At 63.3% G+C, this 26,804-nt stretch carries 22 protein-coding genes; 12 read left to right on the top strand and 10 right to left on the bottom strand.

Features of this window, described 5'->3' with window-relative positions; all coding sequences use genetic code 11:
* Positions 1-55: 55 nt before the first annotated feature.
* Positions 56-1,294: a molybdopterin molybdotransferase MoeA gene (gene moeA, locus BLT26_RS05410; protein WP_139169410.1), complete on the bottom strand. Its 1,239-nt coding sequence runs from the start codon at positions 1,292-1,294 to the stop codon at positions 56-58.
* Between the two features lie 13 nt (positions 1,295-1,307).
* Positions 1,308-1,940 carry a two-component system response regulator NarL gene (gene narL, locus BLT26_RS05405; RefSeq protein ID WP_425435267.1) on the bottom strand — a complete coding sequence of 211 codons (633 nt, stop codon included), beginning with the start codon at positions 1,938-1,940 and terminating at the stop codon, positions 1,308-1,310.
* A gap of 223 nt (positions 1,941-2,163) precedes the next feature.
* Here narL and BLT26_RS05400 point away from each other — a divergent pair, with 223 nt between their 5' ends.
* Complete coding sequence (locus BLT26_RS05400) at positions 2,164-3,777, top strand: MFS transporter (protein ID WP_091509812.1); 1,614 nt, start codon at positions 2,164-2,166, stop codon at positions 3,775-3,777.
* Positions 3,778-3,852: 75 nt separating this feature from the next.
* A complete protein-coding gene (locus tag BLT26_RS05395) occupies positions 3,853-5,013 on the top strand; it encodes an NnrS family protein (RefSeq protein WP_091509808.1) in 1,161 nt (386 codons plus the stop codon).
* A 36-nt stretch (positions 5,014-5,049) separates the two neighbouring features.
* On the opposite strand, the gene BLT26_RS05390 is transcribed toward BLT26_RS05395, so the two are convergent.
* The 3 genes from BLT26_RS05390 to BLT26_RS05380 are packed head-to-tail and all read right to left on the bottom strand — an operon-like array spanning position 5,050 to position 7,597.
* Positions 5,050-5,334, bottom strand: a complete 285-nt coding sequence (locus BLT26_RS05390) for a hypothetical protein (RefSeq protein WP_091509805.1) — start codon at positions 5,332-5,334, stop codon at positions 5,050-5,052.
* Positions 5,335-5,361: 27 nt separating this feature from the next.
* Complete coding sequence (locus BLT26_RS05385) at positions 5,362-5,742, bottom strand: SirB2 family protein (protein ID WP_091509801.1); 381 nt, start codon at positions 5,740-5,742, stop codon at positions 5,362-5,364.
* 7 nt (positions 5,743-5,749) lie between these two features.
* Complete coding sequence (locus BLT26_RS05380; RefSeq protein ID WP_091509798.1) at positions 5,750-7,597, bottom strand: histidine kinase; 1,848 nt, start codon at positions 7,595-7,597, stop codon at positions 5,750-5,752.
* Positions 7,598-7,909: 312 nt separating this feature from the next.
* Between BLT26_RS05380 and BLT26_RS05375 the strand changes: the two genes are divergently transcribed.
* From BLT26_RS05375 to ubiM, 10 genes are all read left to right on the top strand, one after another.
* Positions 7,910-11,671: a nitrate reductase subunit alpha gene (locus tag BLT26_RS05375; RefSeq protein ID WP_091509794.1), complete on the top strand. Its 3,762-nt coding sequence runs from the start codon at positions 7,910-7,912 to the stop codon at positions 11,669-11,671.
* On the top strand, positions 11,668-13,215 hold the full coding sequence (gene narH / locus BLT26_RS05370; RefSeq protein WP_091509790.1) for a nitrate reductase subunit beta: 1,548 nt from the start codon (positions 11,668-11,670) through the stop codon (positions 13,213-13,215). Before BLT26_RS05375 ends, narH begins: the two co-directional genes overlap by 4 nt.
* Positions 13,216-13,288: 73 nt before the next feature.
* Complete coding sequence (gene narJ / locus BLT26_RS05365; protein ID WP_091509787.1) at positions 13,289-14,023, top strand: nitrate reductase molybdenum cofactor assembly chaperone; 735 nt, start codon at positions 13,289-13,291, stop codon at positions 14,021-14,023.
* Positions 14,024-14,027: 4 nt separating this feature from the next.
* Positions 14,028-14,723: a respiratory nitrate reductase subunit gamma gene (narI, locus tag BLT26_RS05360; protein WP_091509784.1), complete on the top strand. Its 696-nt coding sequence runs from the start codon at positions 14,028-14,030 to the stop codon at positions 14,721-14,723.
* 104 nt (positions 14,724-14,827) lie between these two features.
* On the top strand, positions 14,828-15,349 hold the full coding sequence (ubiT, locus tag BLT26_RS05355; RefSeq protein ID WP_139169408.1) for a ubiquinone anaerobic biosynthesis accessory factor UbiT: 522 nt from the start codon (positions 14,828-14,830) through the stop codon (positions 15,347-15,349).
* 2 nt (positions 15,350-15,351) lie between these two features.
* Entirely contained in the window at positions 15,352-16,347 is a 996-nt protein-coding gene (gene ubiU, locus BLT26_RS05350) for a ubiquinone anaerobic biosynthesis protein UbiU (protein ID WP_091509776.1), read from the top strand.
* A 6-nt stretch (positions 16,348-16,353) separates the two neighbouring features.
* The gene (locus BLT26_RS05345) at positions 16,354-17,235 is read left to right on the top strand and encodes a U32 family peptidase (RefSeq protein ID WP_217631374.1); all 882 of its coding nucleotides are present in this window, start codon (positions 16,354-16,356) and stop codon (positions 17,233-17,235) included.
* A gap of 63 nt (positions 17,236-17,298) precedes the next feature.
* On the top strand, positions 17,299-18,126 hold the full coding sequence (locus BLT26_RS05340) for a peptidylprolyl isomerase (RefSeq protein WP_091509768.1): 828 nt from the start codon (positions 17,299-17,301) through the stop codon (positions 18,124-18,126).
* Position 18,127: 1 nt separating this feature from the next.
* Positions 18,128-18,784 (top strand): carbonate dehydratase, encoded by a 657-nt coding sequence (can, locus tag BLT26_RS05335; RefSeq protein WP_091509765.1) that lies wholly within the window; start codon positions 18,128-18,130, stop codon positions 18,782-18,784.
* 10 nt (positions 18,785-18,794) lie between these two features.
* Positions 18,795-19,961 (top strand): 5-demethoxyubiquinol-8 5-hydroxylase UbiM, encoded by a 1,167-nt coding sequence (ubiM, locus tag BLT26_RS05330; RefSeq protein ID WP_091509761.1) that lies wholly within the window; start codon positions 18,795-18,797, stop codon positions 19,959-19,961.
* Between the two features lie 154 nt (positions 19,962-20,115).
* Here the strand turns inward: ubiM and BLT26_RS05325 are convergent, their stop codons facing one another.
* The 5 genes from BLT26_RS05325 to BLT26_RS05305 form a co-directional block, all read right to left on the bottom strand.
* The gene (locus tag BLT26_RS05325) at positions 20,116-20,742 is read right to left on the bottom strand and encodes an anaerobic ribonucleoside-triphosphate reductase activating protein (protein WP_091509757.1); all 627 of its coding nucleotides are present in this window, start codon (positions 20,740-20,742) and stop codon (positions 20,116-20,118) included.
* Positions 20,739-20,933: an anaerobic ribonucleoside-triphosphate reductase gene (gene nrdD, locus BLT26_RS05320; RefSeq protein WP_091509754.1), complete on the bottom strand. Its 195-nt coding sequence runs from the start codon at positions 20,931-20,933 to the stop codon at positions 20,739-20,741. Before nrdD ends, BLT26_RS05325 begins: the two co-directional genes overlap by 4 nt.
* Positions 20,934-20,992: 59 nt before the next feature.
* The gene (locus BLT26_RS05315) at positions 20,993-23,092 is read right to left on the bottom strand and encodes a ribonucleoside triphosphate reductase (protein ID WP_091509751.1); all 2,100 of its coding nucleotides are present in this window, start codon (positions 23,090-23,092) and stop codon (positions 20,993-20,995) included.
* A 322-nt stretch (positions 23,093-23,414) separates the two neighbouring features.
* Entirely contained in the window at positions 23,415-25,178 is a 1,764-nt protein-coding gene (locus tag BLT26_RS05310; protein ID WP_091509746.1) for a bifunctional protein-serine/threonine kinase/phosphatase, read from the bottom strand.
* A gap of 143 nt (positions 25,179-25,321) precedes the next feature.
* Positions 25,322-26,797, bottom strand: coding sequence for a NarK family nitrate/nitrite MFS transporter (locus BLT26_RS05305; protein ID WP_091509742.1), 1,476 nt, complete (start codon positions 26,795-26,797; stop codon positions 25,322-25,324).
* Positions 26,798-26,804 lie beyond the last annotated feature (7 nt).

Genomic DNA, 26,804 nt, shown 5'->3' with positions numbered 1-26,804 from the left:
TTAGCGCCACGCGGCCCGGCCTTCCAGTGGCCAGTGCGAGCGCGGCGGGTGCGGTTCAGCGGAGGAGGGGTGCCTGCAGGGGCTCGATGGTAACCATGTCCCCGGCAGCGGCCGGCCCGCTCTTCCGGTCGAGGACGATAAAGCAGTTCGCGGACGCGAGGCCAGACAGGATATGACTGCCCTGGGTTCCCGCCGGCTCAACCACCAGCGTGCCGGTTTCGTCATTGCGAAAGAACCCGCGCTGGAAATCGGTGCGGCCGGGCTTTTTGTTCAGCGGCTGCAGCAACCTGGCGCGCATGGTCTGGGGGGCGGACCAGCTGCCGCCCTGCATGACGGCGAGCGCCGGTCGCACCAGCTGGTAAAAGGTCACCAGTGCGGAAACAGGGTTGCCCGGCAGGCCGAAAAATGGGGTGCCCTGCAGACGCCCGAATGCAAAGGGTTTGCCCGGTTTCATGGCCACCTTCCAGAAACCGATTTCCCCCATATCCTTGAGTACCTCGCGGGTGTAATCGGCTTCTCCCACCGAGACCCCGCCGGAGGTTATGATCGCGTCGGCATCGCGCGCCGCGCGCTCCAGTGCGTCCGCGATAACCGAGCGGGTGTCAGGCAGGATACCCAGGTCCAGTATTTCCAGCCCCAGGCCCGCCAGGGCGGCCTTGAGCGCGGTGCGGTTGCTATCGTAGATGTCGCCTGTCCCGAGTTGCTCGCCGGGTTGGCGCAACTCGTCGCCGGTGGAAAACAGGGCGATTACCGGGCGGCGTCGCACGGTAACCGAGCCGACCCCGGCGGCGGCCAGCAGCGCGATATGGGCAACGGTAATCCGGCTGCCCGCGGCCAGCAGGACCTCGCCCTCGCGGATATCCTCCCCGCGACGGCGGATATGGTCGCCGGCGCGAACTCGCCCGCTTACCAGGACCGATTCCTCCCGGGCCTCGACCTGTTCCTGCATGACTACAGTATCGGCGCCCGGCGGCACCACGGCGCCGGTCATGATGCGGACACAGGTGCCCGGATTGATCGTGCCCGTGAAGGGCTTGCCGGCGAACGACTTGCCAATCAGTTCCAGCGGCTTGCCGCTGTGGAGGTCGGCCAGCCGCAGGGCATAACCATCCATGGCCGAGTTGTCGCAGGGCGGAAGGTCGAGGGCGGCGATCACCGGTTCCGCCAGTACGCGGCCCGCGGCCAGCTCCAGCGCCATATCTTCTGTACCGGGCACCGGCTGCAGGGTGTCCAGCAGTCGCTCGCGGGCCGTTTCAACCGGCATCAGGCCGGGCTGGCTGCAGCAATCGCTCATGGGGATACCTCGTTCAGTTGGACTCCGGTCGCTTCTGGTTCACCATCCACACCGCCGCCTCGACGCGCGAGCGCATGCCGAGTTTTTTCAGCAGGTGCTTGACGTGTACCTTCACGGTGGCATCGCTGATGTCGAGCTCGCGGGCGATGAGTTTGTTGCTGAGGCCGTCGGCGATCAGTTGCAGTATCTGGTATTCGCGGCTGGTCAGCGTCGACAGGGTGTCGGCGCCGGAGGTTTCCGGCTTGCGCAGGGCAGATGCGAGAATCTCGGTAAGCCGCTGGCTGATCGCCAGCTTGCCGTGGGTCGCCTCCAGTACCTGGTCGAGGATTTCCTCGGGCTCCATATCCTTCAGCAGGTAGCCGTCCGCCCCGGCGCGAATGCAGGAAACCACGTCGGCGTTGTTGTCGGAGACGGTGAGCATCACGATGCGGGAGGTGATATCCGCGGCGCGCATGGCACGCAGGGTATCGAGGCCGTCCATGCCGCGCATATTCAGGTCGAGCAGGATGATGTCGGGATCGTGTTCGCGGGCCAGATCCAGGGCTTCTTCACCGCTGCTGGCTTCCGCCACGAGTTCGAGCCCGGGCTCCATTGCGAACAGCTGCTTCAGGCCCTTGCGGAAAAGGGGGTGGTCATCAACCATCATTATGGTTGCCGGTTGGGACATGGTTAACCTGCCGTAGTGGTGCCAGTTGTACTAAATGTGAACAGCCACTTTACCACAGGCCTCGGGGGCGCGGGCTACCCCCAAAGGGGTAGCCCTGGCGCAGGGCGGGAAAAGTGGTTACTTACTGATGGTAATTGAGAGAGGGGCTGCAGGGGATCATAGTGCATGGCGAATCAGTAAAACCATATTAGGAGACGCCGCCGTGTCAGACATATACGAATGGACTCCAGAAGACAGTGGGTTCTGGCAGTCCAAAGGAAAGAAGATTGCGAACCGCAATCTATGGATATCCATCCCCAGCCTGCTGTGCGGCTTCGCCGTATGGCTGTACTGGGGAATCATTACCGTCCAGATGCTCAACCTGGGGTTCCCCTTCGCGAAGGCAGACCTCTTTACCCTGATGGCAATCGCCGGCCTGACCGGGGCGACGCTGCGTATTCCCAGCAGCTTTTTCATTCGCCTGTTCGGCGGGCGCAACGCCATCGTATTTACCACTGCGCTGCTGATGATCCCCGCCCTGGGGACGGGCCTCGCGCTGCAGAGCAAGGAAACCCCGCTGTGGGTGTTCCAGCTGCTGGCGCTGCTGTCCGGTATCGGCGGGGGTAACTTCGCCTCTTCCATGTCCAATATCAGCTTCTTCTTCCCGAAGGAGAAACAGGGGCTGGCACTGGGCCTGAACGCGGGCCTGGGTAACTTTGGCGTCACCACCATGCAGATCCTGGTGCCACTGTTCATGACCTTCGGCGCCTTCGGTGCCGCCGGTGGGGATCCCATGGTATTGGTCAGCAGCTCAGGCTCCCTCATCGGCAAGATTCCGGCCGGTTCCGAGGCCTGGATCCAGAATGCCGGCTTTGTATGGCTGCTGTTCCTGGTACCGCTGGCCATCGTCGGCTGGTTCGGCATGAATAACCTGCGCACTGATGAGATTACCCCGGATGTGGGCAGCCCCCTGTCTGCCATGGTCAAGATGACCCTGATGCTGGGTATCGGTTTCCTCACCGCGGTGGTGGGCCTGTGGCTGCTGCTGCCGGAGGCTGCCAACGGTTCCGGCTGGGGTGTGCCCAAGGAAATCGTACTGGTGCTGGTTATCGCCGCTACCGTCTTCGGGCTGAAGATGCTGCCAGGCGAGATCAGGACCAGCCTCAATCGGCAGTACCGAATTTTCAACCACCGCCACACCTGGGTGATGAGCGTCATCTACACCATGACCTTCGGCAGCTTTATCGGCTTTGCGGCGGCCTTCCCGCTGGCCATCAAGGTGATCTTCGGCTACAGCCACGTAATGGTCGACGGTGTGATGACCCATGACACCATCAACCCGAATGGCCCCAGCGCCCTGATGTACGCCTGGATGGGTCCCTTTATCGGCGCACTGATTCGCCCGGTGGGCGGCTGGATTTCTGACCGCGTCGGCGGGGCACTGGTTACCCAGGTCTGTGCGGCCATCATGGTGGCGAGTGCGCTGGGGGTGGCCTACTACATGAAGGCAGCCTACGCGTCTGCGACCCCGGAAGAGTTCTTCGTGCCCTTCTTCCTGCTGTTCCTGGTGCTCTTCGCCGCAACCGGTATTGGCAATGGTTCAACCTTCCGCACTATTGCCATGGTGTTTCCCCGCGAACAGGCCGGCCCGGTGCTTGGCTGGACTTCTGCGGTGGCCGCCTACGGTGCCTTCTATATCCCGAAAGTGTTCGGCGAGCAGATCAAGGCCACCACGCCGGAATACGCGCTGGCAGGCTTTGCCATCTTCTACGCCGTATGTATGGTGATTAACTACTGGTTCTACCTGCGCAAGAACGGGGAGTTCTACAACCCCTGACCCGGATTGGTCCGCGTTAATTCGCACCGCTTGGGGAGGCTTGGCCTCCCCCTTTCTGTTTTGAGGAGTAGTAACTTGATACCGATAGTCGACCGCTCACGAATCGAAGCCCTGGCGCCCATCTGGCGCATGCCCTTCCGGCCTTTTTTCTGGGGGGCGGCCGCCTGGAGTCTGCTGGTCCTGCTGGCCTGGCAGGCCCAGTTGTCCGGCTGGGCACTGCCGGGTCTGCGTGGCGGAATCACCTGGCACGCGCACGAGATGCTGTTCGGGTTCGCTGCGGCGGTGGTGGTGGGCTTCCTGGGTACCGCCATGCAGACCTGGACCGGGATTCCCTCGCCGCATGGACGGCAACTGCAGCTGCTGGTCGGCTTGTGGCTGCTGGCGCGAATCGGCTACCTGTTCGCGGCGATACCGCTGTGGCTGCCGCTCGGGGCGGAGACCGGGTTTTTCCTGCTGGCGGCGGTGCTATTGGGCAGGCGGGTAATGGTGGCCAGGCAGTGGCGCAACGCTTTCGTGCTGCCGGCGCTGCTCGCCCTCGCCGGCCTGGCGCTGTACCACTGGCTGGTGCCCGCCCGCCAGGGCCATGCCGCGCTGCTCACCCTGTTGCTGATGACCGGCCTGATACTGGTTATCGGTGGCCGCGTGATTCCCTTCTTCACCGCGCGACGCTTCCACCTGGCCCAGCGCGACAAGCTGGCGGCGGTCGAGTACGGGACTCACGGCGTGCTGGTGGCGCTGTTGCTGGCCTTCGCCTTCGGCCTGCCCGATATGCTCCTGGCCCTGCTGGCCTTCATTCTCGGTGCGCTGCAGCTGGTGCGTGCCCTGCGCTGGCACCCCGGCGCAATCTGGCGTGAGCCGCTGGTGTGGTCCCTGCACATCAGCTACTGGTTCGTGATCCTGGGCTTGTTCCTGCTGGCGTGCTGGTGGAGTGGAATCGCGCCGGCCTGGCGCAGCGGCGCCGTCCATGCGCTGGCGGTAGGCGGCATCGGTGGACTGATACTGGCGATGATCAGTCGCGTCAGCCTGGGCCACACCGGCCGGCTCCTGGCCGTCCCGCCATTGATGCCGCTGGCATTCGCGGCACTGTCGTTCTCGGCGCTAGCCCGGGTCTTCTGGGCGCCGGCACCGGCCGGATTCCTGGCCGCGGTGGCGGCCTGGGTGGTGGGTTACGGGCTGTTCCTTGTCTACTACACGCCGGTACTTTTCCGCGCGCGCCCCGACGGGCATCCGGGCTGAGGGAAGCGGGGCGGCTGTCCCGCTGCCCGGATCCGTTCAGTCCGGCTGGATCAGGCCATTCTTCGCGATAACGGCATGGATTTTCCGGCAGCGCTTGCCGAGCGTGCTGACATCCCCGAGGGTGGGGATCTCTCCCTGATCGAGGCGCTCTGTCCAGTCGAACAGCTCCCCGTCGATAAATTCCAGTAGCTTCTTGGGGCAGCCCTGGCAGGGGCCGGCGCACAGCTGGGCCGCCGGCAGGTGAAAGGGCAGGGCGCGACGGGCTTCACTGATAAGGGCACGCATGGCGGTTGCGGTATCTGGCTTGCGCGAGCTTTCCATCACCCCATCCTTCCCGTGACCGTGGCCTTAGATGAACGGCAGCGGTGACTTGCTGATCGCCACCGATACCATGTAGGCGAAAGCCATGCTAGCGCCCGCTGCTCCCAGCAAACGTTCACTGCTGTTGCGGGCAAGGCGCACGGTGACGACGCCCAGTCCTATATAGGCGAGCAGCCCGCCGAGCTTGGCGAGCAGCCATGGCTGTTGCAGCGGGTACCACTGCAGGCGTTGCAAAAGGAAGAGCGCGGAGACCAGCAGGGCGGTATCCACCAGGTGGGGAAGTAACCGGGCGACCCGGCCCCGCGCCCATCCTGCGCCAGCGAGCTGGCCGCCGGTGCGCAGCATGAAGCCGCTGAAGGACAGCATGGCAAGGGTCATGTGCAGGGTTTTCAGGGTGGTGTAGAGCATTGGGTGATCACGCCTCCTGCCAGATGACTTCCCGGTTGCGGGCGTAGTCGGGCACAAATGTAAAGGAAACCTCGGTACCGCCGGTTTCGCGCCGCCGGATCGCCAGCTCACCATCCAGGTTGCTGGCCCGTTCCTGCATGATGGACATGCCGAAGTGATTGCGTTTCTCCGGCGCGTCGCTGATACCTATCCCGTTATCGCGGATCTGCACCTCCAGGCTGTGGTTGACCCCCTGGAGCAGGCTGATTTCCACGCGGTCCCCCTGGGAGTGGTAGACCGCGTTCTGCGACGCCTCGCGCACCAGCTGCAGGAGGTGGATTTCCTCGTGGGGGGTGAGCGGGATCTCATCGAGGCGGTAATCCAGCAGGATACTCAGTTGGGGGTGCTGTTCCCGGTAGGAGAGGATGGCCTGCTCCAGGATGCCCCGCAGGCCGCCCTGGCCGATCTGCAGCCGGAAGGTAGTAAGCAGTTCCCGCAACTGCCGATATGAGGAGTCCAGTCCCTCCTTCAGCTCGGCGATGATCTCCTGCACCTGGTCCCGGTCGACCTGCTCGCCGCGGTTGGCGCGGGTGAGGCGAGTGACCTGGATTTTCAGGTAGGAGAGGGACTGGGCCAGCGAGTCGTGCAGCTCGCGCGCGATAATGGCGCGTTCGTCCATCAGCGCCACGCGGCGCTCCTGGGCCTCGCGCTCGTTGATGGCGATGGCGGCGGTAACGCTGTCGGCAAAGGTGGCCAGGCGCTGCTGCTGCTCCTCATCCAGTTCCTCCTCCTGCGGCAGGCTGCACACCAGTACGCCGTAATTGCGCTTGTCCACCTCCAGCGGGAAGCGGTAGTTGCGCTGGTCACCCTCCACCGTCGAGCCACAGGTGCTGACGCAGACCTGGCAGTCGCCGGGGTCGCAGTGGTTATTGCCGAAACCGCGCACCAGGTGTTCGTAGGGCGCCTCGCCCTCGGGCGTCATCAGGCACAGGTCAAGGTTTTCCAGGTCGGCCAGTCGCGAGAACTCGGACAGCCACTGCTCCAGCTCGGCGCCCTGCAGCGGCCCCTCGCCAATCCGGCGCGCCAGGCGATACTGGAAGTCCAGGGCCTCGTGGCTCTTCTGCAGCTGGGCGGTTTTCAGCTGCACGCGACGCTCAAGGTCGCGATGGGTCGCGTGGATCTCGTCGCTCATGTAATTGATCGTCCGCGCGAGCACCCCGAGCTCATCCTCGCTGTCGATATCGAGCGGGGAGAGGTCGACGTCCCCCTGCGCGATGCTCATTGAACGGTCGGTCAATTGCTGCAGTGGCTGTTCCACAGACCGATGCAGGATATAGAGGGAGAGATACACCAGCAGCACGGTGGCGAACAGGGACCCCAGCTGTACCACGCGCAGCAGCCGGATCTTCGTTTCCGCGATCTGCTGGTACTCGGACACCAGCGCGTCCACCTCGCCGATAAAGGGCTCGAGCCGCCTGGCCAGCTGGAACGAGTTCATGGGGGTCTGCCCGGCGGCCACCGACTCCACCAGCGGGCGGATCTCCTGCTGCCAGTGGTTCTGTACTTCTGTATAGCGCGCGGCCGCACTGCTGCTGTCGTCCGCCACGAAATCGGAAATATCCAGTACCCGCTGCAGGCGGCGAGCCACCTGGTCGGCTACCTGGCGGGTGGCCTCCCGGTCGCCGGCGGGCGCAGTGGCAGCCAGCCGGTAGTTCATGGCGCGCAGTGAGCCCGCCAGGTTGACCGCGGCCGCGTCGTTCTCGGCGGCATCGGAGATGACGTAAGACGCGACCATGGAGCTGAGCGCGACCAGAACGGTGAGCAGCATCAGGGTGCCGATGCGGTAAACGATGGACTGGCGGATTCGGTTGAGCATATCTGTTTATCTGTCGGTCGATTTGGCCCCGGGGCCTATTATGCCCCTGCCGCGCAGGCGTTTTTGGTAGTACCACCAAAGAGCGCCATTGTTGCATATTTTTTGAGCAGTTGCCCGTGGTTCCCCTACGGGCCCCGTCTTTGTTCGCTTTCAGCCGCACCTTACCCGCCTGCCGCCCCCTGTTCCCTACCCCTTCGTGGGTAGATACCCCCCTTTCTACCCCTTTTGGGGCAGGTGATCGCCCCGAAGCGGGCTTTTATATTCGCGCTAACCCGATGGTTTAACCGCATTTTTATGCCCTGGGAGAAACGCATGAGCCATTTCCTGGACCGACTGAAATACTTCAAGAAAAACAAGGAACCCTTTGCCAACGGGCATGGGGAAAAGACCGATGATGACCGCAGCTGGGAAGATGGCTACCGTCGCCGCTGGCAGTTCGACAAGATTGTCCGCTCCACGCACGGCGTCAACTGCACCGGCTCCTGCAGCTGGAAAATCTACGTAAAAGACGGGCTGGTCACCTGGGAAACCCAGCAGACCGACTATCCGCGCACCCGCCCGGACCTCCCCAACCACGAGCCGCGGGGCTGCCCCCGCGGTGCCAGTTACTCCTGGTACATGTACTCGGCCAACCGGCTCAAGTATCCCAAGATCCGCAAGCGCCTGGTGAAGCTGTGGCGCGAGGCCAGGCTCAAGCACAGCGACCCGGTTGAGGCCTGGGCCAGCATCGTCGAGGACCCGGCCAAGGCCAGGTCCTACAAGGAGCGCCGCGGCATGGGCGGGTTCGTGCGTATCAAGTGGGACGAGGTCAACGAGCTGATCGCCGCCGCCAACGTCTACACCACCAAGGAGTACGGTCCCGACCGCGTCACCGGCTTCTCGCCGATCCCGGCCATGTCCATGGTCTCCTACGCCGCCGGCGCCCGCTACCTGTCCCTGATCGGTGGTAACTGCCTGAGTTTCTACGACTGGTACTGTGACCTGCCGCCGGCCTCCCCGCAGATCTGGGGTGAGCAGACCGACGTTCCGGAGTCCGCGGACTGGTACAACTCCAATTACCTGATCGTGTGGGGCTCCAACGTCCCGCAGACCCGTACGCCGGACGCCCACTTCCTGAGCGAAGTGCGCTACAAGGGTGCCAAGACCTGCGTCATCACATCCGATTACTCCGAGTGCTCCAAGTTCGGCGACACCTGGCTGGCACCGCGCCAGGGTACCGATGCCGCACTGGCGATGGCCTTCGGTCACGTGATCCTGAAGGAATTCCACGTGGACAAGCCCAGCGCCTACTTCACCGAGTATGTGCGCACCACCACCGACATGCCGATGCTGGTCACCCTCGAGGAGCAGGACGGCCGGCTGGTGCAGGGGCGCTTCCTGCGCGCGTCGGACCTGGCCGAAAACCTGGGCCAGGACAACAACCCGGAATGGAAGACCATCGCCATCAACCACGACGGCCAGCTGGTCTCCCCGCAGGGCTCCATCGGTTATCGCTGGGGCGAGCAGGGCAAGTGGAATATCGAGCAGCGCGACGGCAAGAGCGGTGAGGAGCTGCAGCTGATGCTGAGCCTCAAGGAGGCCGCGGACGAGGTCGCCCAGGTGGCCTTCCCGTACTTCGGTGGCCAGACCCACGAATACGACTACTTCCAGCACACCGACCACAGCGACGTGATCGAGCGCAAGGTGCCGGTCAGGCTGGTTACCGGCAAGGACGGTGAGACCCTGCGCGTGGCCAGCGTCTACGACCTGACCCTGGCCAACTACGGCGTCGAGCACGGCCTGGACGATCCCAACTGCGCCCACAGCTACGAGGATGACAAGCCCTACACCCCGGCCTGGCAGGAGAAGATCACCGGCTGCCGCCCGCAGGACGTCATCCGCGTGGCCCGCGAGTTCGCCTCCACCGCCGACAAGAGCCGCGGCCGTTCCATGGTGATTGTCGGTGCCGCGCTGAACCACTGGTACCACATGGACATGAACTACCGCGGCCTCATCAACATGCTGATGATGTGTGGCTGTATCGGCCAGAGTGGCGGTGGCTGGGCCCACTACGTGGGCCAGGAGAAGCTGCGCCCGCAGACCGGCTGGACTCCGCTGGCGTTCGCCCTCGACTGGCAGCGCCCGCCGCGCCATATGAACGGTACCTCCTTCTTCTACAACCACTCCAACCAGTGGCGCTACGAGAAGCTGGAGATGGAAGAGGTGGTCTCGCCGCTGGCCGACAAGAGCAAGTGGCAGGCTTCCATCATCGACTACAACAGCCGCGCCGAGCGCATGGGCTGGCTGCCGTCCGCGCCGCAGCTGGGTATCAACCCGCTGCAGCTCACCAGGGACGCCGCCGCCGCGGGTATGGACCCGAAAGACTACGCGGTGCAGCAGCTGAAGAGCGGCGAACTGAAGTTTGCCAACCAGGACCCGGACAACCCCCAGAACTACCCGCGCAACATGTTTATCTGGCGCTCAAACCTGCTGGGTTCTTCCGGCAAGGGCCACGAGTACATGCTGCGTCACCTGCTGGGCACCAGGCATGGCCTGATGGGCAAGGACCTGGGCGAGGCCGGCGGCAAGAAACCGGAGGACATTACCTGGCATGACCAGCCCAGCGAGGGCAAGGTCGACCTGCTGGTGACGCTGGACTTCCGCATGTCCACCACCTGCCTCTACTCGGACATCGTCCTGCCGACCGCCACCTGGTACGAGAAGGACGACATGAACACGTCCGACATGCACCCGTTCATCCACCCGCTCACCAAGGCGGTGGACCCGGCGTGGGAGGCACGTAGCGACTGGGACATTTTCAAGGGTGTGGCGAAGAAATTCTCCGAGCTGACCGACGGGCACCTGGGGGTGGAGACCGACCTGGTGACCCTGCCGATCCACCACGATACGCCCACCGAAATCGCGCAGCCGTTCGGCGTCAAGGCCTGGTGGAAGGGTGAGTGCGACCTGGTGCCCGGGGTCACGGCGCCCAGCATGATCCCGGTGGAGCGCGACTACCCCAATACCTACAACCGCTTTACCTCCATCGGCCCGCTGCTGGAGAAGCTCGGCAACGGCGGCAAGGGCATCAGCTGGAATACCGAAGTGGAAGTGGACTTCCTCAAGAAGCTCAACCGCACCTGGACCGAGGACAGCGCGCGCAACGGCCGCGCCCGTATCGACAGCGCGGTGGACGCGGCGGAAATGATCCTGTCGCTGGCGCCGGAAACCAACGGCCAGGTGGCGGTGAAGGCCTGGGAGGCGCTGGGCAAGGTGACCGGGCGCGACCATACGCATCTGGCCAAGCCGAAGGAAGACGAGAAGATCCGCTTCAACGACATCGTTGCGCAACCGCGCAAGATCATCTCGTCGCCGACCTGGTCGGGCCTTGAGGACGAGCACGTCAGCTACAACGCCGGCTATACCAACGTCCACGAGCTGATCCCCTGGCGCACCATTACCGGCCGCCAGCAGTTCTACCAGGATCACGAGTGGATGCGTGATTTCGGCGAGAACATGTGCGTGTACAAGCCGCCGATCAACCTGAAGACAGTGCAGCCAGTACTGAACCAGAAGCCGAACGGCAACAAGGAGATCCTGTTGAACTGGATTACCCCGCACCAGAAGTGGGGTATCCACAGCACCTACTCCGACAACCTGCTGATGCTGACCCTGTCCCGCGGCGGGCCAATTGTCTGGATGAGCGAAACCGATGCAAAGCTCGCGGGTGTCGAGGACAACGACTGGATCGAGATCTTCAACGTCAACGGTGCCATCGCGGCCCGGGCGGTGGTGTCCCAGCGGGTACCCGACGGCATGGCGATGATGTACCACGCCCAGGAGCGCATCGTGAATACGCCCGGGGCGGAGACCACCGGTACCCGCGGCGGTATCCACAACTCTGTGACCCGTGCGGTGATGAAGCCGACCCATATGATCGGCGGCTACGCCCAGCAGTCCTACGGGTTCAACTACTACGGCACCGTGGGCTGTAACCGCGACGAGTTTGTAATCGTAAGAAAGATGAACAAAGTGGACTGGCTCGACGGAGAAGAAGTGAAAGAGCCGGTAGCACAAGAGGAGGCCGTGCAATGAAAGTAAGAGCCCAGATCGGCATGGTGCTGAACCTCGATAAGTGTATCGGCTGCCATACCTGTTCCGTGACCTGCAAGAACGTGTGGACCTCCCGCGAGGGGGTCGAGTACGCCTGGTTCAATAACGTCGAGACCAAGCCCGGTGTCGGCTACCCGAAGGAGTGGGAGAACCAGGACAAGTGGAACGGCGGCTGGACGCGCAAGAAAAACGGCAAGCTGCAGCCGAAGATCGGCGGCAAGCACCGGGTGCTGGCGAATATCTTCGGCAACCCGGATATGCCGGAAATCGATGACTACTACGAGCCGTTCGATTTCGACTATCAGACTTTGCACAAGGCGCCGGAACAGAAGCATCAACCAGTTGCCCGCCCGCGCTCGCTGATCAGCGGCGAGCGCATGGAAAAAATCGAGTGGGGCCCGAACTGGGAGGAGATCCTGGGCACCGAGTTCGACAAGCGCCGCAAGGACAAGAACTTCGATGAGGTCCAGGCGGACATCTACGGTGAGTTCGAAAACACCTTCATGATGTACCTGCCGCGCCTGTGCGAGCACTGCCTCAACCCGGCCTGTGTGGCGTCCTGCCCCAGCGGTGCCATCTACAAGCGCGAGGAAGACGGCATCGTGCTGATCGACCAGGACAAGTGCCGCGGCTGGCGGATGTGTGTGTCCGGCTGTCCCTACAAGAAGATCTACTACAACTGGAAAACCGGTAAATCGGAGAAGTGTATCTTCTGTTACCCGCGCATCGAGGCGGGCCAGCCGACCATCTGCTCAGAGACCTGTGTCGGTCGTATCCGTTACCTGGGTGTGCTGCTCTACGACGCCGACCGCATCGAGGAAGCCGCGTCGGTGGAGGACGACAAGGCCCTGTACCAGGCCCAGTGCGACATCTTCCTGGACCCGAGCGATCCGGCGGTGCAGGAAGCCGCCCGCGCCGAGGGTATCCCGCAGGCGTGGATCGATGCTGCCCAGCAGTCGCCGGTGTACAAGATGGCAATCGACTGGCAGATCGCACTGCCGCTGCACCCGGAGTATCGCACCCTGCCAATGGTCTGGTATGTGCCGCCGCTGTCGCCGATCCAGAATGCGGTGCAGGCGGGCGACGTGGAAACCGTGACCGTGGGCCGCAACGCCGAAATCCCGGACCTGTCCACCCTGCGCATTCCGCTCAAGTACCTGGCCAACCTGCTCACCGCGGGCGACGAGGCACCGGTAGCGCGCGCGCTGGAACGCATGATCGTGATGCGCGCCTATATGCGCGGCATCCATGTAGATGGCGTCCAGGACCGGGAGCTACTGGAAGAGGCCGGGCTGTCGGTGCAGCAGGTGGAGGACATGTACCGCTACCTGGCGCTGGCCAATTACGAGGACCGTTTCGTGGTGCCCAGCAGCCACAAGGCCTACGCCGAAAATGCCTACGACATGAAATCCTCCTGCGGCTTCAGCTTCGGCAACGGCTGCGGTACCGGTAACGACAGCACCAATATCTTTGGTGGCAAGAAGCAGACAGTACGCCAGGTGATACCGGCGAAAGTGGTGGATTGACCCGGGCCTGTCTCCCGGAGAATTGTGGCCCGGCAACGGGCCCATTCCTACAGCGCCCGAAGCGAGAAATACTATGAAAACCCTGAACCTGATTTCACGCCTGCTCGACTACCCCGCGGACGAGCTGGTGGAGAACCTGGACGAGCTGACCCGCTGGGTAGCGGAGTCCTCCGATATCGATACGGCCCTGCGCGACAAGCTGCTGGCCTTCATTTCCTATTTTGAACGTATGGATGCCCTGGACTGGCAGTCGGAATACGACGGGCTGTTCGAGCGGGGCCGGCAGGTATCCCTGCACCTGTTCGAGCATGTGCACGGCGAGTCCCGGGATCGCGGCCAGGCGATGGTTGACCTGATGGCCCGCTACCGCAGTGCCGGGCTGGCCCTGAACGAGCGCGAACTGCCCGACTACCTGCCCACCTACCTGGAATTCTGCGCGACCCAGGGAGAGGCGGCGACCGAATGGCTGGCCGAGGTCTCCCATGTGCTGGCGCTGCTCGCCGCGCGCCTGCGGGAAAAAGACAGTCCCTACCACCTGCTGATGGATGGTCTGTTGCAGTTGTCCGGTGTCGAGGTAGATGTGCCGGCATTGCAGCAGCGCATCGCCGGTGAGGAGCCCGACGACACGCCCGAGGCCCTGGACAAGATCTGGGAGGAAGAGGCCGTATCCTTCTCCGGCACCCAGGGCAGCGCCTGCGACCAGCTCACCATGCGCCCCAGCGAAACCCAGCGCCGGGACGGCCAGCCACTCAACTGGGTCAATGCGGCAGACCAGGCCGCCCCGCAGCACCGCGCTTCAATGGAGTAAGAAGATGGACTACCTCAACACGTTACTCTTCGGCATTTATCCGTTCATTGCCCTTACCGTCTTCGTGGTGGGCAGCCTTATCCGCTATGACCGCGACCAGTACACCTGGCGCACGGGATCCAGCCAGCTGCTGGAAAAGAAACAGCTGCGCGTCGGCAGTTACCTCTTCCACATCGGTGTGATCGCAATCCTCGCGGGCCACTTCGTGGGCCTGCTCACGCCCAAGTGGGTCTGGCACGCAATTGGCGTCTCCGCGGCCACCAAGCAGCTGATGGCCATGAGCATCGGTGGCCTGTTCGGCATCATCTGCTTTATCGGCCTGACCATCCTGGTGAAGCGCCGCCTGACCAACCCGCGTATCCGGGCTACCACCTCGCGCATGGACCTGACCATCCTGCTGATGCTCTATGCACAATTGATCCTGGGGTTGATTAGCATCGTGGTCTCCACCGGTCACCTGGACGGCGCAGAAATGCTCAAGCTGATGACCTGGGCGCAGTCCATCGTGACCCTTGACGGTACCACCGCGGCAGCGGCCATTGCCAATGTGCACATTATCTTCAAGCTGCACATCTTCCTCGGCATGACCCTTTTCCTGCTGTTCCCGTTCAGTCGCCTGGTGCATGTGTGGAGCGTGCCGGTGCAGTACTTCCGCCGCAACTACCAGGTTGTGCGGGCGCGGCCCACCAGGGAGGTCTGAGTATCAGCCGGGGCTGCACGTCACGCAGCCCCGGCGCTGTCAGGCATGCGGGGTTCTCCCGCCGTTGCTGATGCCGCGATTATTGATGTGAAAGGAGTAGGGCATTGAACTCCAGTAATTCTCTCACCAGATCCCTTGCAAGCCCCCTCGCAAGCACCGGATACCGGCTGGGGTGTGCCGTACTGAAGCGCATGCCGTCCCGCCCGCTTGAGCTGGCCCTCGTACAGCTGGTCAACCGACAACTCAGGCAGGAAATCGCCGACGGCGAATTTGACTTCCTCGACGGGCGCCTGCTCGAGGTGGCGGTGACAGACCTCGGCCTCCACCTGCGTATAACCAAGAGCGGCGAGCGCTTGCAGGCCCGGTCCGCCGGCCAGCCCGCGGACGCAACCATCGCCGCGACCGCGAGGGATTTTCTCGCCATTGCCAATGGAGCGGAGGATCCGGATACGCTTTTCTTCCAGCGCCGCCTTACCGTCAGTGGTGACACCGAACTGGGACTGACCGCCAAGAACAGCCTGGATGCCGTGGATCGTCGCCGGCTTCCAGCCGGCCTGCAACGCTGCCTGCTGGTAATGGCGGGGTTCCTGGAGGCTGCCGCTGCGCCTCAGGCCAGGAGATCATAAGTATGGAGCTTGTCTGTCCTGCCGGTAGCCTGCCGGCATTGGAAGCCGCCATCGATAACGGTGCCGATGCCGTCTATATCGGGTTTCGCGATGAAACCAACGCACGCCATTTTTGCGGGCTCAACTTCAACGAGCGCAAGGCCGCGCAGGCGTTGGACCGAATACGCGCCCGCGGGCGCAGGCTGTTCGTTGCCATCAATACTTACGCGCAGCCGGACAATTTCGATCGCTGGCAGCAGGCGGTGGACCGCGCGGTTGACCTTGGCGCTGACGCAGTGATTCTCGCCGATATCGGCCTTATGGATTATGCCCGGCAGCGCTATCCGGACCTTGCCCTGCACCTGTCGGTACAGGCCTCGGCCACCAGCCCCGCAGCGCTGGCCTTCTATCGCGACAATTTCGGCGTGCAGCGGGCGGTACTTCCGCGGGTACTGTCACTCAAGCAGGTCGCCCAGGTGGCGGCGGGCAGTCCGGTAGAACTGGAAGTTTTTGGTTTCGGCAGCCTGTGCATCATGGCCGAGGGCCGCTGTCACCTGAGTTCATATATCACTGGCGAATCGCCAAATATGAATGGCGTCTGTTCGCCTGCCCGCGCAGTCGAGTGGCAGCCGGGCCCGCAGGGGCTCGATGCGCGACTGAACGGGGTGCTGATCGACCGTTTCGGCGAGAGCGAAAACGCCGGCTACCCGACGCTCTGCAAGGGCCGCTTCGTCACCGGCGAAAAGACCGGTCACGCACTCGAGGAACCGGTCAGCCTCAACAGCATGGCCCTGCTGCCACAGTTGCGGGAGGCTGGCATCGGCGCAATCAAGATCGAGGGCCGCCAGCGCAGTCCCTCCTACGTGGCGCAGGTGGTCCGGGTATGGCGCGAGGCAATCGATGAACTGGCGCGCGATAGCGACAGTTTTGTAGTCAAGGAGGCCTGGAGCGAGACACTGGGCAGGAATTCAGAGGGCAAACAGACCACGCTCGGTGCCTACGAGCGCCCGTGGCGATAAGAAAACATGATGAAGTTATCCCTGGGACCCAATCAGTTTTACTGGCGCCGGACGGACACCAACCTGTTCTACGAGCGCATGCTCGAAACGCCGCTGGACATCCTTTACGTGGGCGAAGTCGTGTGCGGCAAGCGCAACGAGTTGCGCGCGGCAGACTGGCTGGAACTGGCCTTTGCCCTGGCTGATGCCAGTGACAAGGAGATCGTAGTCTCGACCCTGACCCTGCTTGAATCCGGTGCGGATTTTAACTGGGTGCGTCGGGTCTGCGACAACAATCGCCTGCTGGTCGAGGCCAATGATATGTCGGCCGTCCAGCTGCTGTCAGGGGCAGGCCTGCCGTTCGCCTGCGGCCCGGCCATCAATGTTTACAACCATCGCACGCTGGCGACGCTGGTGGGGAAGGGGATGGTGCGCTGGACCGTGCCCGTGGAGGTCAGCGGCAGGCAGCTGGGGCAGATACTGGCGCGCTGCGACAAACGCCCGGAAGTTGAGCTGCTGGCATATGGGCATATGCCGCTGGCGTATTCAGCCCGATGCTTCACCGCCCGCCACCTGGGGATCGGCAAGGACGAGTGTGAGCGTCGCTGCATCGAGTTTGCCGAGGGCATTGCGCTCGAGTCACAGGAGCAACAGCAACTGTTCCTGGTAAACGGGATCCAGACCATGTCGGGCGAGCCGGTAAACCTGCTGCCGTACGTCGAGCAGCTGCGTGAAACAGGGGTCGACATCCTGCGGTTGTCGCCGCAGCAGCGGGAGATGGAAAACGTCATTGAGGCATTTGACCGGGTGCGCCTTGGGACTGCGGGTACGGACCTGCTGCCGGGGGGCGTGGACGGTTACTGGCACGACCAGTGTGGTTTCGAAATTATCGCGCGTGACGGTGCCTGATTCCGGGCGCTCTTCACCCGCGCGAAAAAATACAGTTACAACGGACTCTTACAGGAGGCCCAGATGAGCAACTTACTCACATCAGACAAGCAGGGCGATACCGAGCTTTTTCTCGCCCCGGTGACCGTCAATGGAAAGGAAATCCCGCACGAACAGATTTATGCGGAGATGCAATATCACCCGGCGTCGACACCCCGTGAGGCGGCCTACGCTGCGGCACGCTCGCTGGTGATCGGCCAGCTGCTGCGCGAGGCGGCAGTGGAGCGCGGCTTGTGCGAGGCAGATGTCGAAATCAACAGCGAGGCGTTCGATAAAGCGGTGGAGCAGCTCGTCGCGGGCGACATGGACGTGCCGGCGCCTACAGAAGAGGCCTGCCGGACCTTCTTCGAGGAGAACCGTGACAGGTTCCGCTCAGAGCCGCTGGCTGAAGTCCGTCATATCCTGCTGGCCGCGGATCCCGGGGACGAAGCGGCGCGGGAACAGGCGCGCTCGTCGGCAGCAGACCTGCTGCGCCAGGTGCAGGAATCCAGCGACCCGCTGGTGACCTTTGCCGACCTGGCGAAGGCTGCCTCGGAGTGCTCCTCCAGCGAATCGGGCGGCAGCCTGGGGCAGGTGAGTCGCGGCGATACCGTGGCACCTTTCGAGGAAGCGGTTTTCCGCCAGGGGCAGGGCCTGGTGCCGGAACCGGTGGAAACGCAGTACGGCCTGCACCTCATCTATGTGGAGCACAGCGAGCCGGGCCGTCCCCTCGAGTTCGATTATGTCTCAGGCAGGATCAGCGACTTCCTGCGGGAGCGCGCGCGCCGGGCCAATACTGGCGCCTACCTGCAGCAGCTGGTGGCCTCTGCCGAGATCGGCGGTATAGACCTGCTGGACGGGAGGGCAGCCTGAGATGGCAGAGATAGAACAGATATTCCGCCAGAACCGTGCCTGGGCAAGTGATCGCACAGATAAGGACCCGGAGTTTTTCCTGCGCCTCAGCCGCCAGCAGACACCCAAGTACCTGTGGATTGGTTGCTCTGATTCGCGCGTGCCCGCCAACGAGATCGTCGGCATGGCGCCGGGCGAACTGTTTGTGCATCGAAACATTGCCAACGTGGTGGTGCACACGGACTTCAACTGCCTGTCGGTGTTGCAGTACGCGGTGGAGGTGCTGAAGGTGGAACACGTGGTGGTCTGCGGCCACTACTGCTGCGGCGGTGTACAGGCGGCTCTCGGGCACAGCGAATGTGGTCTGGTGGATAACTGGCTGCGGCATATCAAGGATGTCTACGCAATGCACCGCCAGGAACTGGAGGGGCTCGACGAGGCGGAGCGCACGGCGCGGCTGTGTGAGTTGAACGTCAAGGCGCAGGTGCAGAACCTGGCCCGGACCAAGATCGTCCAGCACGCCTGGGAGCGGGGCCAGAAATTGAGCCTGCACGGTTGGATCTATGATATTCGGGACGGCCTGATCCGCGACCTGGGGGTGCGCATGGACGACCGCAGCCTGATTCCCGAAATTTACCATTTCGCCATCGCGTCGGAGGAGACCGGCGTGCCGGCCTGAGGAGAAGTGCATGCAGGCAATGGATATCGCCGTGGTTGGTGCCGGGCCGGCGGCCCTGGCCTTTGCCGCGTTCCTCGCTCACAGCGGCTACCGGCTGACACTGGTTGAGCGCCAGTCCCGTACCTCGCTGGCAGAACCTGCCGACGATGGCCGGGAGATCGCCCTCACGCACAAGTCGGTGCGCCTGCTGCAAAAGCTGGGCGCCTGGCAGCGGCTGCGCAAGGAGGAGATCAGCGAGCTGGCTGAGGCACAGGTGGTCAGCGGCACCTCGCCCTACTGCCTGCAGTTTGACGACCGTGGGCGGGGGCCGCTGGGGTATATAGTGGCGAATGCAGCCATCCGGCGCGTGCTGTATGAGGTGGTGGCGCAGCAGGCCAACGTCCGGTGGCAGGATTGCACCACGGTAACTGGCCTCGGGCTGAAAGACGGTTACCGGGAAGTTACGCTCAGTGACGGCGACTCCCAGCAGGTGCCGTTGGTGGTGGCCGCCGACAGCCGTTTCTCGGAAACCCGCCGCATGGCCGGTATCGGCGCGGATATGCGGGACTTCGGTCGCTCGGCGATCGTTGGCCGCGTGCGCACCGGAGAACCCCATAAAGGTGTTGCGCGTGAGTGCTTCCGGTACGGCTCCACGCTGGCGCTGTTGCCACTCGCCGATCCGCAACTCTCGTCAGCGGTGGTGACGGTGCCTTCGAGTCGCAGCGAGGAACTGATGGGGCTGTCAGAGGCTGGCTTCGCCGCACATGTGGCGCGGGAAGCCGGGTTCGCCCCGGGCGCAGTAAAATGCGAAGGCGAGCGGCACTGCTACCCGCTGGTGGCGGTGTACGCGCAACAATTCTGTGCCGAGCGGTTTGCACTGATTGGCGATGCCGCGGTGGGTATGCATCCGGTAACCGCCCACGGTTTCAATCTCGGCCTGGCCAGTGCGGATACCCTGGCGCGCCAGTTGCGCAGGGTGGCCGGTCCTGGTTCCGCCCAGGCCCTGCGGCATGCGCTGGGCCGCTACCAGCTGGCGCACAGGCTCGAGTCATGGCCGGTATACGAGGGCACCAATCGCGTCGTCGGGCTCTTTACCGATGACCGCGCCCCGGCAAGGCTGCTGCGCAAGGCCGTACTCCGGGTGAGCAATCACTTCCCGCCGATCCGTCGTGCAGTCACCTGGCAGTTGACCCGCTAGGTATTTCCCCCAATGGATGGCGGCAGTACCACCCCCGCCGTCCTGGTACTTTCCTGGTGGGAGCGCCGATGCTGCTATGTAACTGGCGGGAGCCGATTATTACCCGGGGGAGGAGCACTGCCCGGCAGGTCCTGTTGCCGCTGATGGTTCCCGCTCAGTGGGGCAGTCGCAGCTTCTGGTCCAGGCAGCGCTCGGTATTGCAGCCCTGCACCACCAGGTCGGAGATTCCCAGGTCGGCAAGCCTTCGCCTTACCTCGTCGAGTTCTGCCTCACTGGTAAGCTGCGGGTGCCGGGTCAGGCGTACCTGCAGCGGGATGCCAGCCTCGGCCAGCAACCGGGCGCTGTCCCAGGAGGTGGCCCCGCTTTTTTCCACGCCGGTGATAGCGGGATAGTTTTCAGGTAATGCCTTGATATCAAGGCCCACCCAGTCGAGTTGCGGCAGCAGTCCCTGCAGTCGCCGCGGGTACATGCCGGCGGTGTGCAGTCCCACTTTGAACCCCAGCTCCCGCACCTGCGTCATCGCGCTTTCCAGTGCCCGCTGCGCGGTGGGCTCGCCGCCGGAAAACACCACGGCATCCAGCAGGCCACTGCGCCCGCGAAGAAACGCCAGCAGTTTGCTCCAGCGATAGGGCGTCGGCGCCCGGGCGGGCAGCAGCTCACTGTTGTGGCAGTAGCGGCAGCGCCAGGGGCAGCCCTGGCAGAACACCACGGCTGCCAGGGCCCCCGGGTAGTCAATGGCAGTAAAGGGCGTAAAGCCACCGACCCGCAGGGAGTCACTCACGGATTAACGGCCCCTGTTGCAGTAACCGCTGCGGGTGTTTTCCCGTTGTCAGCGACGAAGTACTGGCGTTCGCGATGCTCCGACTGCTTGCCCGGATTCCAGAAGGACACCGGCCGGTGGTAACCCATCACCCGGCTCCAGATTTCACAGGGGGTGCGTTCTTCATCGTTGAGCAGGTTGTGGTCTTGCATGATAGCTCTCCTTTCTTTCTTCTGGGGTGTTACTGTCTCCAGTCTGCGGGATGTAGTCCTTATGCGGGCGTCCCGCACTGTTCCATCCCGCTCTGTTCTTTCCCGCACTGTTTTTTCGCCAGCAGTTCCTCATCACAGCGCGGGCAGAACGGGTGCTCGCCGCTCAGGTAGCCGTGCACCGGGCATATCGAGAAAGTCGGTGTAACGGTGATGTAGGGGAGGCGGTAGTTCTCCAGCGCCCGCCGCACCAGCCGGCGGCAGCTGTCGGCGTCCGGCAGTTCCTCGCCCAGGTACAGGTGCAGCACGGTGCCGCCGGTATAACGCGATTGCAGTGACTCCTGCCGCGCGAGTGCCTCGAACGGGTCATCGGTGAAGCCGACTGGCAATTGCGACGAGTTGGTGTAGTAGGGGGCTTCATCGCTGCCGGCCTGGAGGATATCCGGGTAGCGCTTCCTGTCCTCGCGGGCGAAGCGGTAGGTGGTGCCCTCCGCCGGCGTTGCCTCCAGGTTGTAGAGGTGGCCGGTCTGCTCCTGGAACTCGGTCATGCGCGCGCGGATATGGTCCAGCAGGCGCTCTGCCATGCGCTGGCCCTCTTCGGTGACGATGCTGTCGCGGTCGCCGCTGAAGTTGCGCAGCATCTCGTTGATGCCATTCACGCCGATGGTGGAGAAGTGGTTGCGCAGGGTTCCCAGGTAGCGCTTGGAATAGGGGAAAAGGCCCGCGTCCATGTGGCGCTGGATGACCTTGCGCTTGAGTTCCAGCGAGTTGCGCGCCAGTTCCAGCAGGCGGTCCAGGGCGGCCATCAGGCCGGGTTCATCTCCGCGGTGCAGGTAGCCCAGCCGCGCGCAGTTGACCGTCACCACGCCGAGTGAGCCGGTCTGCTCGGCGGAGCCGAACAGGCCGTTGCCACGCTTGAGCAGCTCCCTCAGGTCGAGCTGCAGCCGGCAGCACATGGAGCGGACCATGTTCGGGCTCAGGTCGGAATTGATGAAATTCTGGAAGTAGGGCAGGCCGTAGCGCGCGGTCATGGCGAACAGCCGCTCGGCGTTCTCACTGTGCCAGGGGAAGTCGGGCGCGATGTTGTAGGTGGGGATGGGGAAGGTGAACACCCGGCCGCGCGCATCGCCGGTACTCATTACCTCGATATACGCTCGGTTGATCAGGTCCATCTCTTCCTGCAGCTCGCCGTAGGTAAACGGCATTTCCTCACCGGCGATGACGGGCACCTGCTCACGCAGGTCCTCCGGGCAGACCCAGTCGAAGGTGAGGTTGGTAAACGGCGTCTGCGTGCCCCAGCGGGACGGCACGTTGAGGTTGAAGATCAGTTCCTGCATACACTGGCGGACCTCGCCGTAGCCGAGGCCGTCCTTGCGGATAAAGGGCGCCAGGTAGGTATCGAAAGAGCTGAATGCCTGTGCACCGGCCCACTCGTTCTGCAGCGTGCCGAGGAAATTGACGATCTGCCCCACCGCGCTGGAGAGGTGTGCGGGGGGCCCGGACTCCACCTTGCCCGGCACGCCGTTAAGGCCCTCCTGAAGGAGCGTGCGCAGGGACCAGCCCGCGCAATAGCCGGCCAGCATGTCGAGGTCGTGGATATGGATGTCGCCATCCCGGTGCGCCGCACCGATTTCCGGGTCGTAGACGTGGTTGAGCCAGTAATTGGCGATCATCTTGCCGGCGCTGTTAAGGATCAGGCCACCCAGGGAATAGCCCTGGTTGGCATTGGCTGCCACACGCCAGTCTTCGCGCTGCAGGTATTCATCGACGGACGCGCTCACATCCAGCAGGGTGCGGCGGTCCTCGCGCAACTGCTGGTGGCGGCTCCGGTGGGCGATATAGCCCCTGGCAGTATCCAGGTGGTTACTGCTGATCAGCACCTGCTCCACGATGTTCTGGATCTCTTCGATATCCAGAGGCGCGCTACCATCACAGCGATGGCCAATCACCTTGCAAACCTGTGCTGTCAACAGGTCTGCCTCGTCCGCGCCGAAGTCACCGCTTGCCTGCCCGGCGCGCAAAATGGCGCTGTGGATACGGCGGCTATCGAACGCGGTGGAGCGGCCATCGCGCTTCCGCACCAGCAGGCCGGGCGGGATGCGGCCACTGGGCACGGCGCTGGCGGCGCTGGCTTCTGGGGTGACGGTTGTGGATGCGGACATGGGGCCTCCTGGCTGGTGAAGTTGCCGGTATGCCGCCACGGTGGCTACCGGGCAAACTTGATATTTATCAACTACATGTTGTGCCTGTTTTTCTATAAGGCACAACATATGGTGTTTTTTATCTCGGGACAAGAGGGGCAGGGTGGCGGGGTGGCTGCACGGCTACTTAAAAGCGATGCCGTCTCTACCCATTTCGGGGTAGTGGTAAGGCGGCCAAATCAACAGTTATTGCGCTTTCTGTTTGCCCGGTGAACAAGCCGGGGAATATCTGCGCAGGGACCCGCTACCCCTTCTGCCCGCGGCAGCCGGAATTTTCCGGCCGTCAATTGCCGGACGAAAACAGGGCGAGCAGCGCCAGCAGGGTGATGGCCCAGAGTCCGCACAGCAGTTTCCAGAACAGGGAGGCGTTCTGGCCCTGCTGATCGCTCGGGTCGTCCCGCAGGTAATCCGGGTTGGGGGTGCCCAGGTCGGTGATGAAGGCGTCCAGGGTGTGGTATCGCTCCTCGAGGTCGATGCTGCAGCCCCGTTCCAGGGTGCGGTCGAACCAGATGGGTACCACGGGGTTAAACGCCGCCGCGGGACGGTAACGCAGCTGCTCGTAATCGGCCAGCGAGCGGCACTCGTTGATGCCCTCGCCATAGGGCAGCTCCCCGGTGAACACCTCGTAGGCAATGGTGGCCAGCGCATAGATATCGCCCTGGATACCGCTGTTGCGCCCGAGGATATAGTGCGGGTCTGAATAAGAGGCGGTGCCCAGGGCGCCGGGATGTTCCAGCGGGCGGAAGACTTCGGCGCTGCCGGCAATATATACCGAGCCGAAATCGACGATTTTTGCCCGCCCTGCACGGTCGAGCATGATGTTGGCAGGCTTGAGGTCCTGGTGAATGGTTTCCTGCTGGTGGAAGGCAGCCAGTCCCGCAGAGACCTCGCGAATGATGCGGAAGGCCTCGGCCGGTTTCGGAAAGCGGTTTTCCGTCATCCAGCTTTCCAGCGTGCAGCCATCCACGTATTCCATGAGGTAGTAGAGGGCGGTGCGCGGCCGCTGCTGGCGGTGCACTTCCACCACGTGATCGCTCTGGATCCGCAGGCCGATCCACTCCTCCTGGATGAAGCGGTCGATATAGTGGATATCGTCCTCGTAGTTGATCGAGGGAGTCTTCATCACCAGTGCCTCGCCGGAGGCGGTATCAGTCACCAGGTAGAGCTGGCTGCGCTGGGAGGAAAAAATTTCCCGCTCCACCCGGTAGCCGTCCAGGATCATGCCGGGCGTCAGCGGCGGTGGGAAGGGTAGCCGGGTAAGCTGGCGGCTGTAGTCATCCAGCGTGGTTTCCGGCACCGACCTGACCCCCACCACCAACGCGGTGAGGTTATCGTCACTGCCATTTTCCTCTGCGGCCCTGACCAGCGCCTCGGCCTTCTGCTGTTCGGTCAGGTCCGGCCTGGCGAGCAGCGCCCGGATAAACTCCGTATCCACAAAGTCGTGGACCCCGTCGCTGGTGATGAGGAAACAGTCGCCACGCTCCAGTTCCACCCGGCCGTAATCCACCTGCAGGCCGGTATCCATGCCCAGGGCCCGCGCCAGCATCCGGCGTCGATGGGAGAGTACGACCGTGTGATCCCGGGTCAGGCACTTCAGCTGATCCTGGCGCAGGTGGTAGATGCGGCTGTCGCCGACATGGAAATAGTGCGCACTGCGGGATTTGAACACTACCGCCGAGAAGGTGCAGAGGAAGCCCTTCTCCTCCTGGGCAAACTCGTGGCTCTTGCGATAGAGCTTGCTGTTGATGGAGGCGAGGATTTTCTGCCCGGCGTGGGCCGCGGACCAGGTGTCAGGAGTCCGGAAGTAATCCTCCACGAACTGCTGCGTCGCCGTACTGCTGGCGAGGGCCCCTGCCTCGGCTGAGCTCACGCCATCGGCGACGGCGGCCACTGCACCCAGGTACTGTTGCAGGTGGGGACTGGCGGGCCAGTGAAAAACGCCCGCATCCTCGTTCTGGGGCTTGGGCCCTGCAGTGCTGCACAGGCCAGAAGACAATGCCGGGGCGCTGGAGACTTCCGCTGGCAGCGGGGGGCTTGGTGCATTCATGTTTCTTACCTGGCGGCCAGAAGGTTACTGTGCCGGGGCGGGACGCCGGTGTCCAGACCGCAACTGCCAGCGGTCGTGGCGGCAGTACCCCGGAGACAGAAAAACGGCCCGCAGGCCGTTTTTCTTTCGGGCTATCGGCCCGGTTATTCCACGCTGATCAGCTGTACGGTGCCATCGGGCAGTACTTCCGCGATCTTGCCTTTCGGCTCGTCGAGGAAGGCGCAGGCGAAGAATATGATCGCGGCTGCGCCGGCGATGACCAGGAAGAACTGGCTGTAGCTGACAAAGGACAGGACGGTGAGGAAGGTCACTGCGCCCACGTTACCGTAGGCGCCGGCCATGCCAGCGATCTGTCCGGTCATGCGGCGCTTCACCAGGGGCACGATGGCGAACACCGCACCCTCGCCGGCCTGCACGAAGAAAGAGCACATCATGGTGGCCGCCACTGCGGCGGGAATCCACCAGCCACCGTGGATCTGGCTCAGCACCAGGTAACCTACCGCCAGCCCGCCGACCAGGAACATCAGGCTGCGGCGACGTCCGATCTTGTCACTGAAGTAGCCGCCGGTGGGGCGCGCTACCAGGTTCATGAACGCGAAGCCGGAAGCCAGCAGGCCCGCCTTGACCGGGCTCAGGCCCTCGAAGGTCTCAAGGAAGAACAGCGGCAGCATGGAGACCACCGCCAGCTCGGAGCCGAAGGTGACGAAGTAGGCCAGGTCGAGAATGGCCACCTGCTTGAAGTTGTATTTTTCCAGCTCGGGCACGCCCTCTTTGAGGTGTTCGCTGTTCACGTGCCAGATCATCCTGGTCTGCAGCGCAAACAGTGCCACCAGCAGCCCCCACATGATGTAAGTGGCCTGCTGGCTCAGCAGCGCCACCCCGGCGGGGGAGAGCTTGTAGGCCAGTGCGCCCAGCGCCAGGTACATGGGCACGTTCATCAGCAGGTAAAAGTAGAGGTCCCGCATGCTGGTTACTTCAAGGCCACCGCTCTTCTTCGGCTTGAAGTAGGTGGAACCTTTCGGTGTGTTGCGGGCAATATGGTAGTAGAGGAAGCCGTAGGTGCCGGCGATTACCCCGGTCAGGCCGAGCGCGTAGCGCCAGCCGTCGTCACCGCCAAACAGCAGCGCGATGGTCGGCAGCGTCATGGCACCGGCGGCAGAACCGAAGTTACCCCAGCCTCCATAGATGCCCTCGGCAAGGCCTACCTGCCTGGCGGGGAACCATTCGCCCACCATGCGGATACCGATGACGAAGCCGGCGCCGACAAAGCCCAGCAGGAAGCGGAACAGTGCCAGCGACTCGTAGCTGTTAGCGGTGGCAAAGCCGATGCAGATCAGCGATGAGATCATCAGCAGGCCACTGTAAACGAGCCGCGGCCCGAGCTTGTCTACCAGCATGCCGATAATAATGCGGGCGGGAATCGTGAGTGCCACGTTAAGGATGAGCAAGGCCTTGACCTGCTGGCTGGAGAGATCGAAGGCCTCCTTGATGAAGACCATCAGCGGTGCGTGGGAGAACCACACCACGAAGCTCAGGAAAAACGCGAACCAGGTAATGTGCAGTGTTTTTATCTTGGGATCGCCCCAATTCAGTAGATTGAGGCCGCTCGATTCACTCATGGTTGTA

Source organism: Microbulbifer yueqingensis (assembly GCF_900100355.1).
Taxonomy (GTDB): Bacteria; Pseudomonadota; Gammaproteobacteria; order Pseudomonadales; family Cellvibrionaceae; genus Microbulbifer; species Microbulbifer yueqingensis.
The sequence above is the reverse complement of the archived record's forward strand: the minus strand, read 5'-3'. Positions and strand labels throughout refer to the sequence as shown.

What these genes read in the sequence shown, in the direction of transcription:
- narL (WP_425435267.1), bottom strand. Translation starts at nt 1,940, where the DNA reads ATGATGGTTGATGACCACCCCCTTTTCCGCAAGGGCCTGAAGCAGCTG.
- BLT26_RS05385 (WP_091509801.1), bottom strand. Translation starts at nt 5,742, where the DNA reads ATGCTCTACACCACCCTGAAAACCCTGCACATGACCCTTGCCATGCTG.
- moeA (WP_139169410.1), bottom strand. Translation starts at nt 1,294, where the DNA reads ATGAGCGATTGCTGCAGCCAGCCCGGCCTGATGCCGGTTGAAACGGCC.
- narH (WP_091509790.1), top strand. Translation starts at nt 11,668, where the DNA reads ATGAAAGTAAGAGCCCAGATCGGCATGGTGCTGAACCTCGATAAGTGT.
- BLT26_RS05305 (WP_091509742.1), bottom strand. Translation starts at nt 26,797, where the DNA reads ATGAGTGAATCGAGCGGCCTCAATCTACTGAATTGGGGCGATCCCAAG.
- nrdD (WP_091509754.1), bottom strand. Translation starts at nt 20,933, where the DNA reads ATGCAAGACCACAACCTGCTCAACGATGAAGAACGCACCCCCTGTGAA.
- ubiU (WP_091509776.1), top strand. Translation starts at nt 15,352, where the DNA reads ATGGAGCTTGTCTGTCCTGCCGGTAGCCTGCCGGCATTGGAAGCCGCC.
- BLT26_RS05310 (WP_091509746.1), bottom strand. Translation starts at nt 25,178, where the DNA reads ATGAATGCACCAAGCCCCCCGCTGCCAGCGGAAGTCTCCAGCGCCCCG.
- BLT26_RS05380 (WP_091509798.1), bottom strand. Translation starts at nt 7,597, where the DNA reads ATGCTCAACCGAATCCGCCAGTCCATCGTTTACCGCATCGGCACCCTG.
- BLT26_RS05375 (WP_091509794.1), top strand. Translation starts at nt 7,910, where the DNA reads ATGAGCCATTTCCTGGACCGACTGAAATACTTCAAGAAAAACAAGGAA.
- BLT26_RS05390 (WP_091509805.1), bottom strand. Translation starts at nt 5,334, where the DNA reads ATGGAAAGCTCGCGCAAGCCAGATACCGCAACCGCCATGCGTGCCCTT.
- ubiM (WP_091509761.1), top strand. Translation starts at nt 18,795, where the DNA reads ATGCAGGCAATGGATATCGCCGTGGTTGGTGCCGGGCCGGCGGCCCTG.
- narJ (WP_091509787.1), top strand. Translation starts at nt 13,289, where the DNA reads ATGAAAACCCTGAACCTGATTTCACGCCTGCTCGACTACCCCGCGGAC.
- BLT26_RS05345 (WP_217631374.1), top strand. Translation starts at nt 16,354, where the DNA reads ATGATGAAGTTATCCCTGGGACCCAATCAGTTTTACTGGCGCCGGACG.
- BLT26_RS05315 (WP_091509751.1), bottom strand. Translation starts at nt 23,092, where the DNA reads ATGTCCGCATCCACAACCGTCACCCCAGAAGCCAGCGCCGCCAGCGCC.
- can (WP_091509765.1), top strand. Translation starts at nt 18,128, where the DNA reads ATGGCAGAGATAGAACAGATATTCCGCCAGAACCGTGCCTGGGCAAGT.
- narI (WP_091509784.1), top strand. Translation starts at nt 14,028, where the DNA reads ATGGACTACCTCAACACGTTACTCTTCGGCATTTATCCGTTCATTGCC.
- BLT26_RS05340 (WP_091509768.1), top strand. Translation starts at nt 17,299, where the DNA reads ATGAGCAACTTACTCACATCAGACAAGCAGGGCGATACCGAGCTTTTT.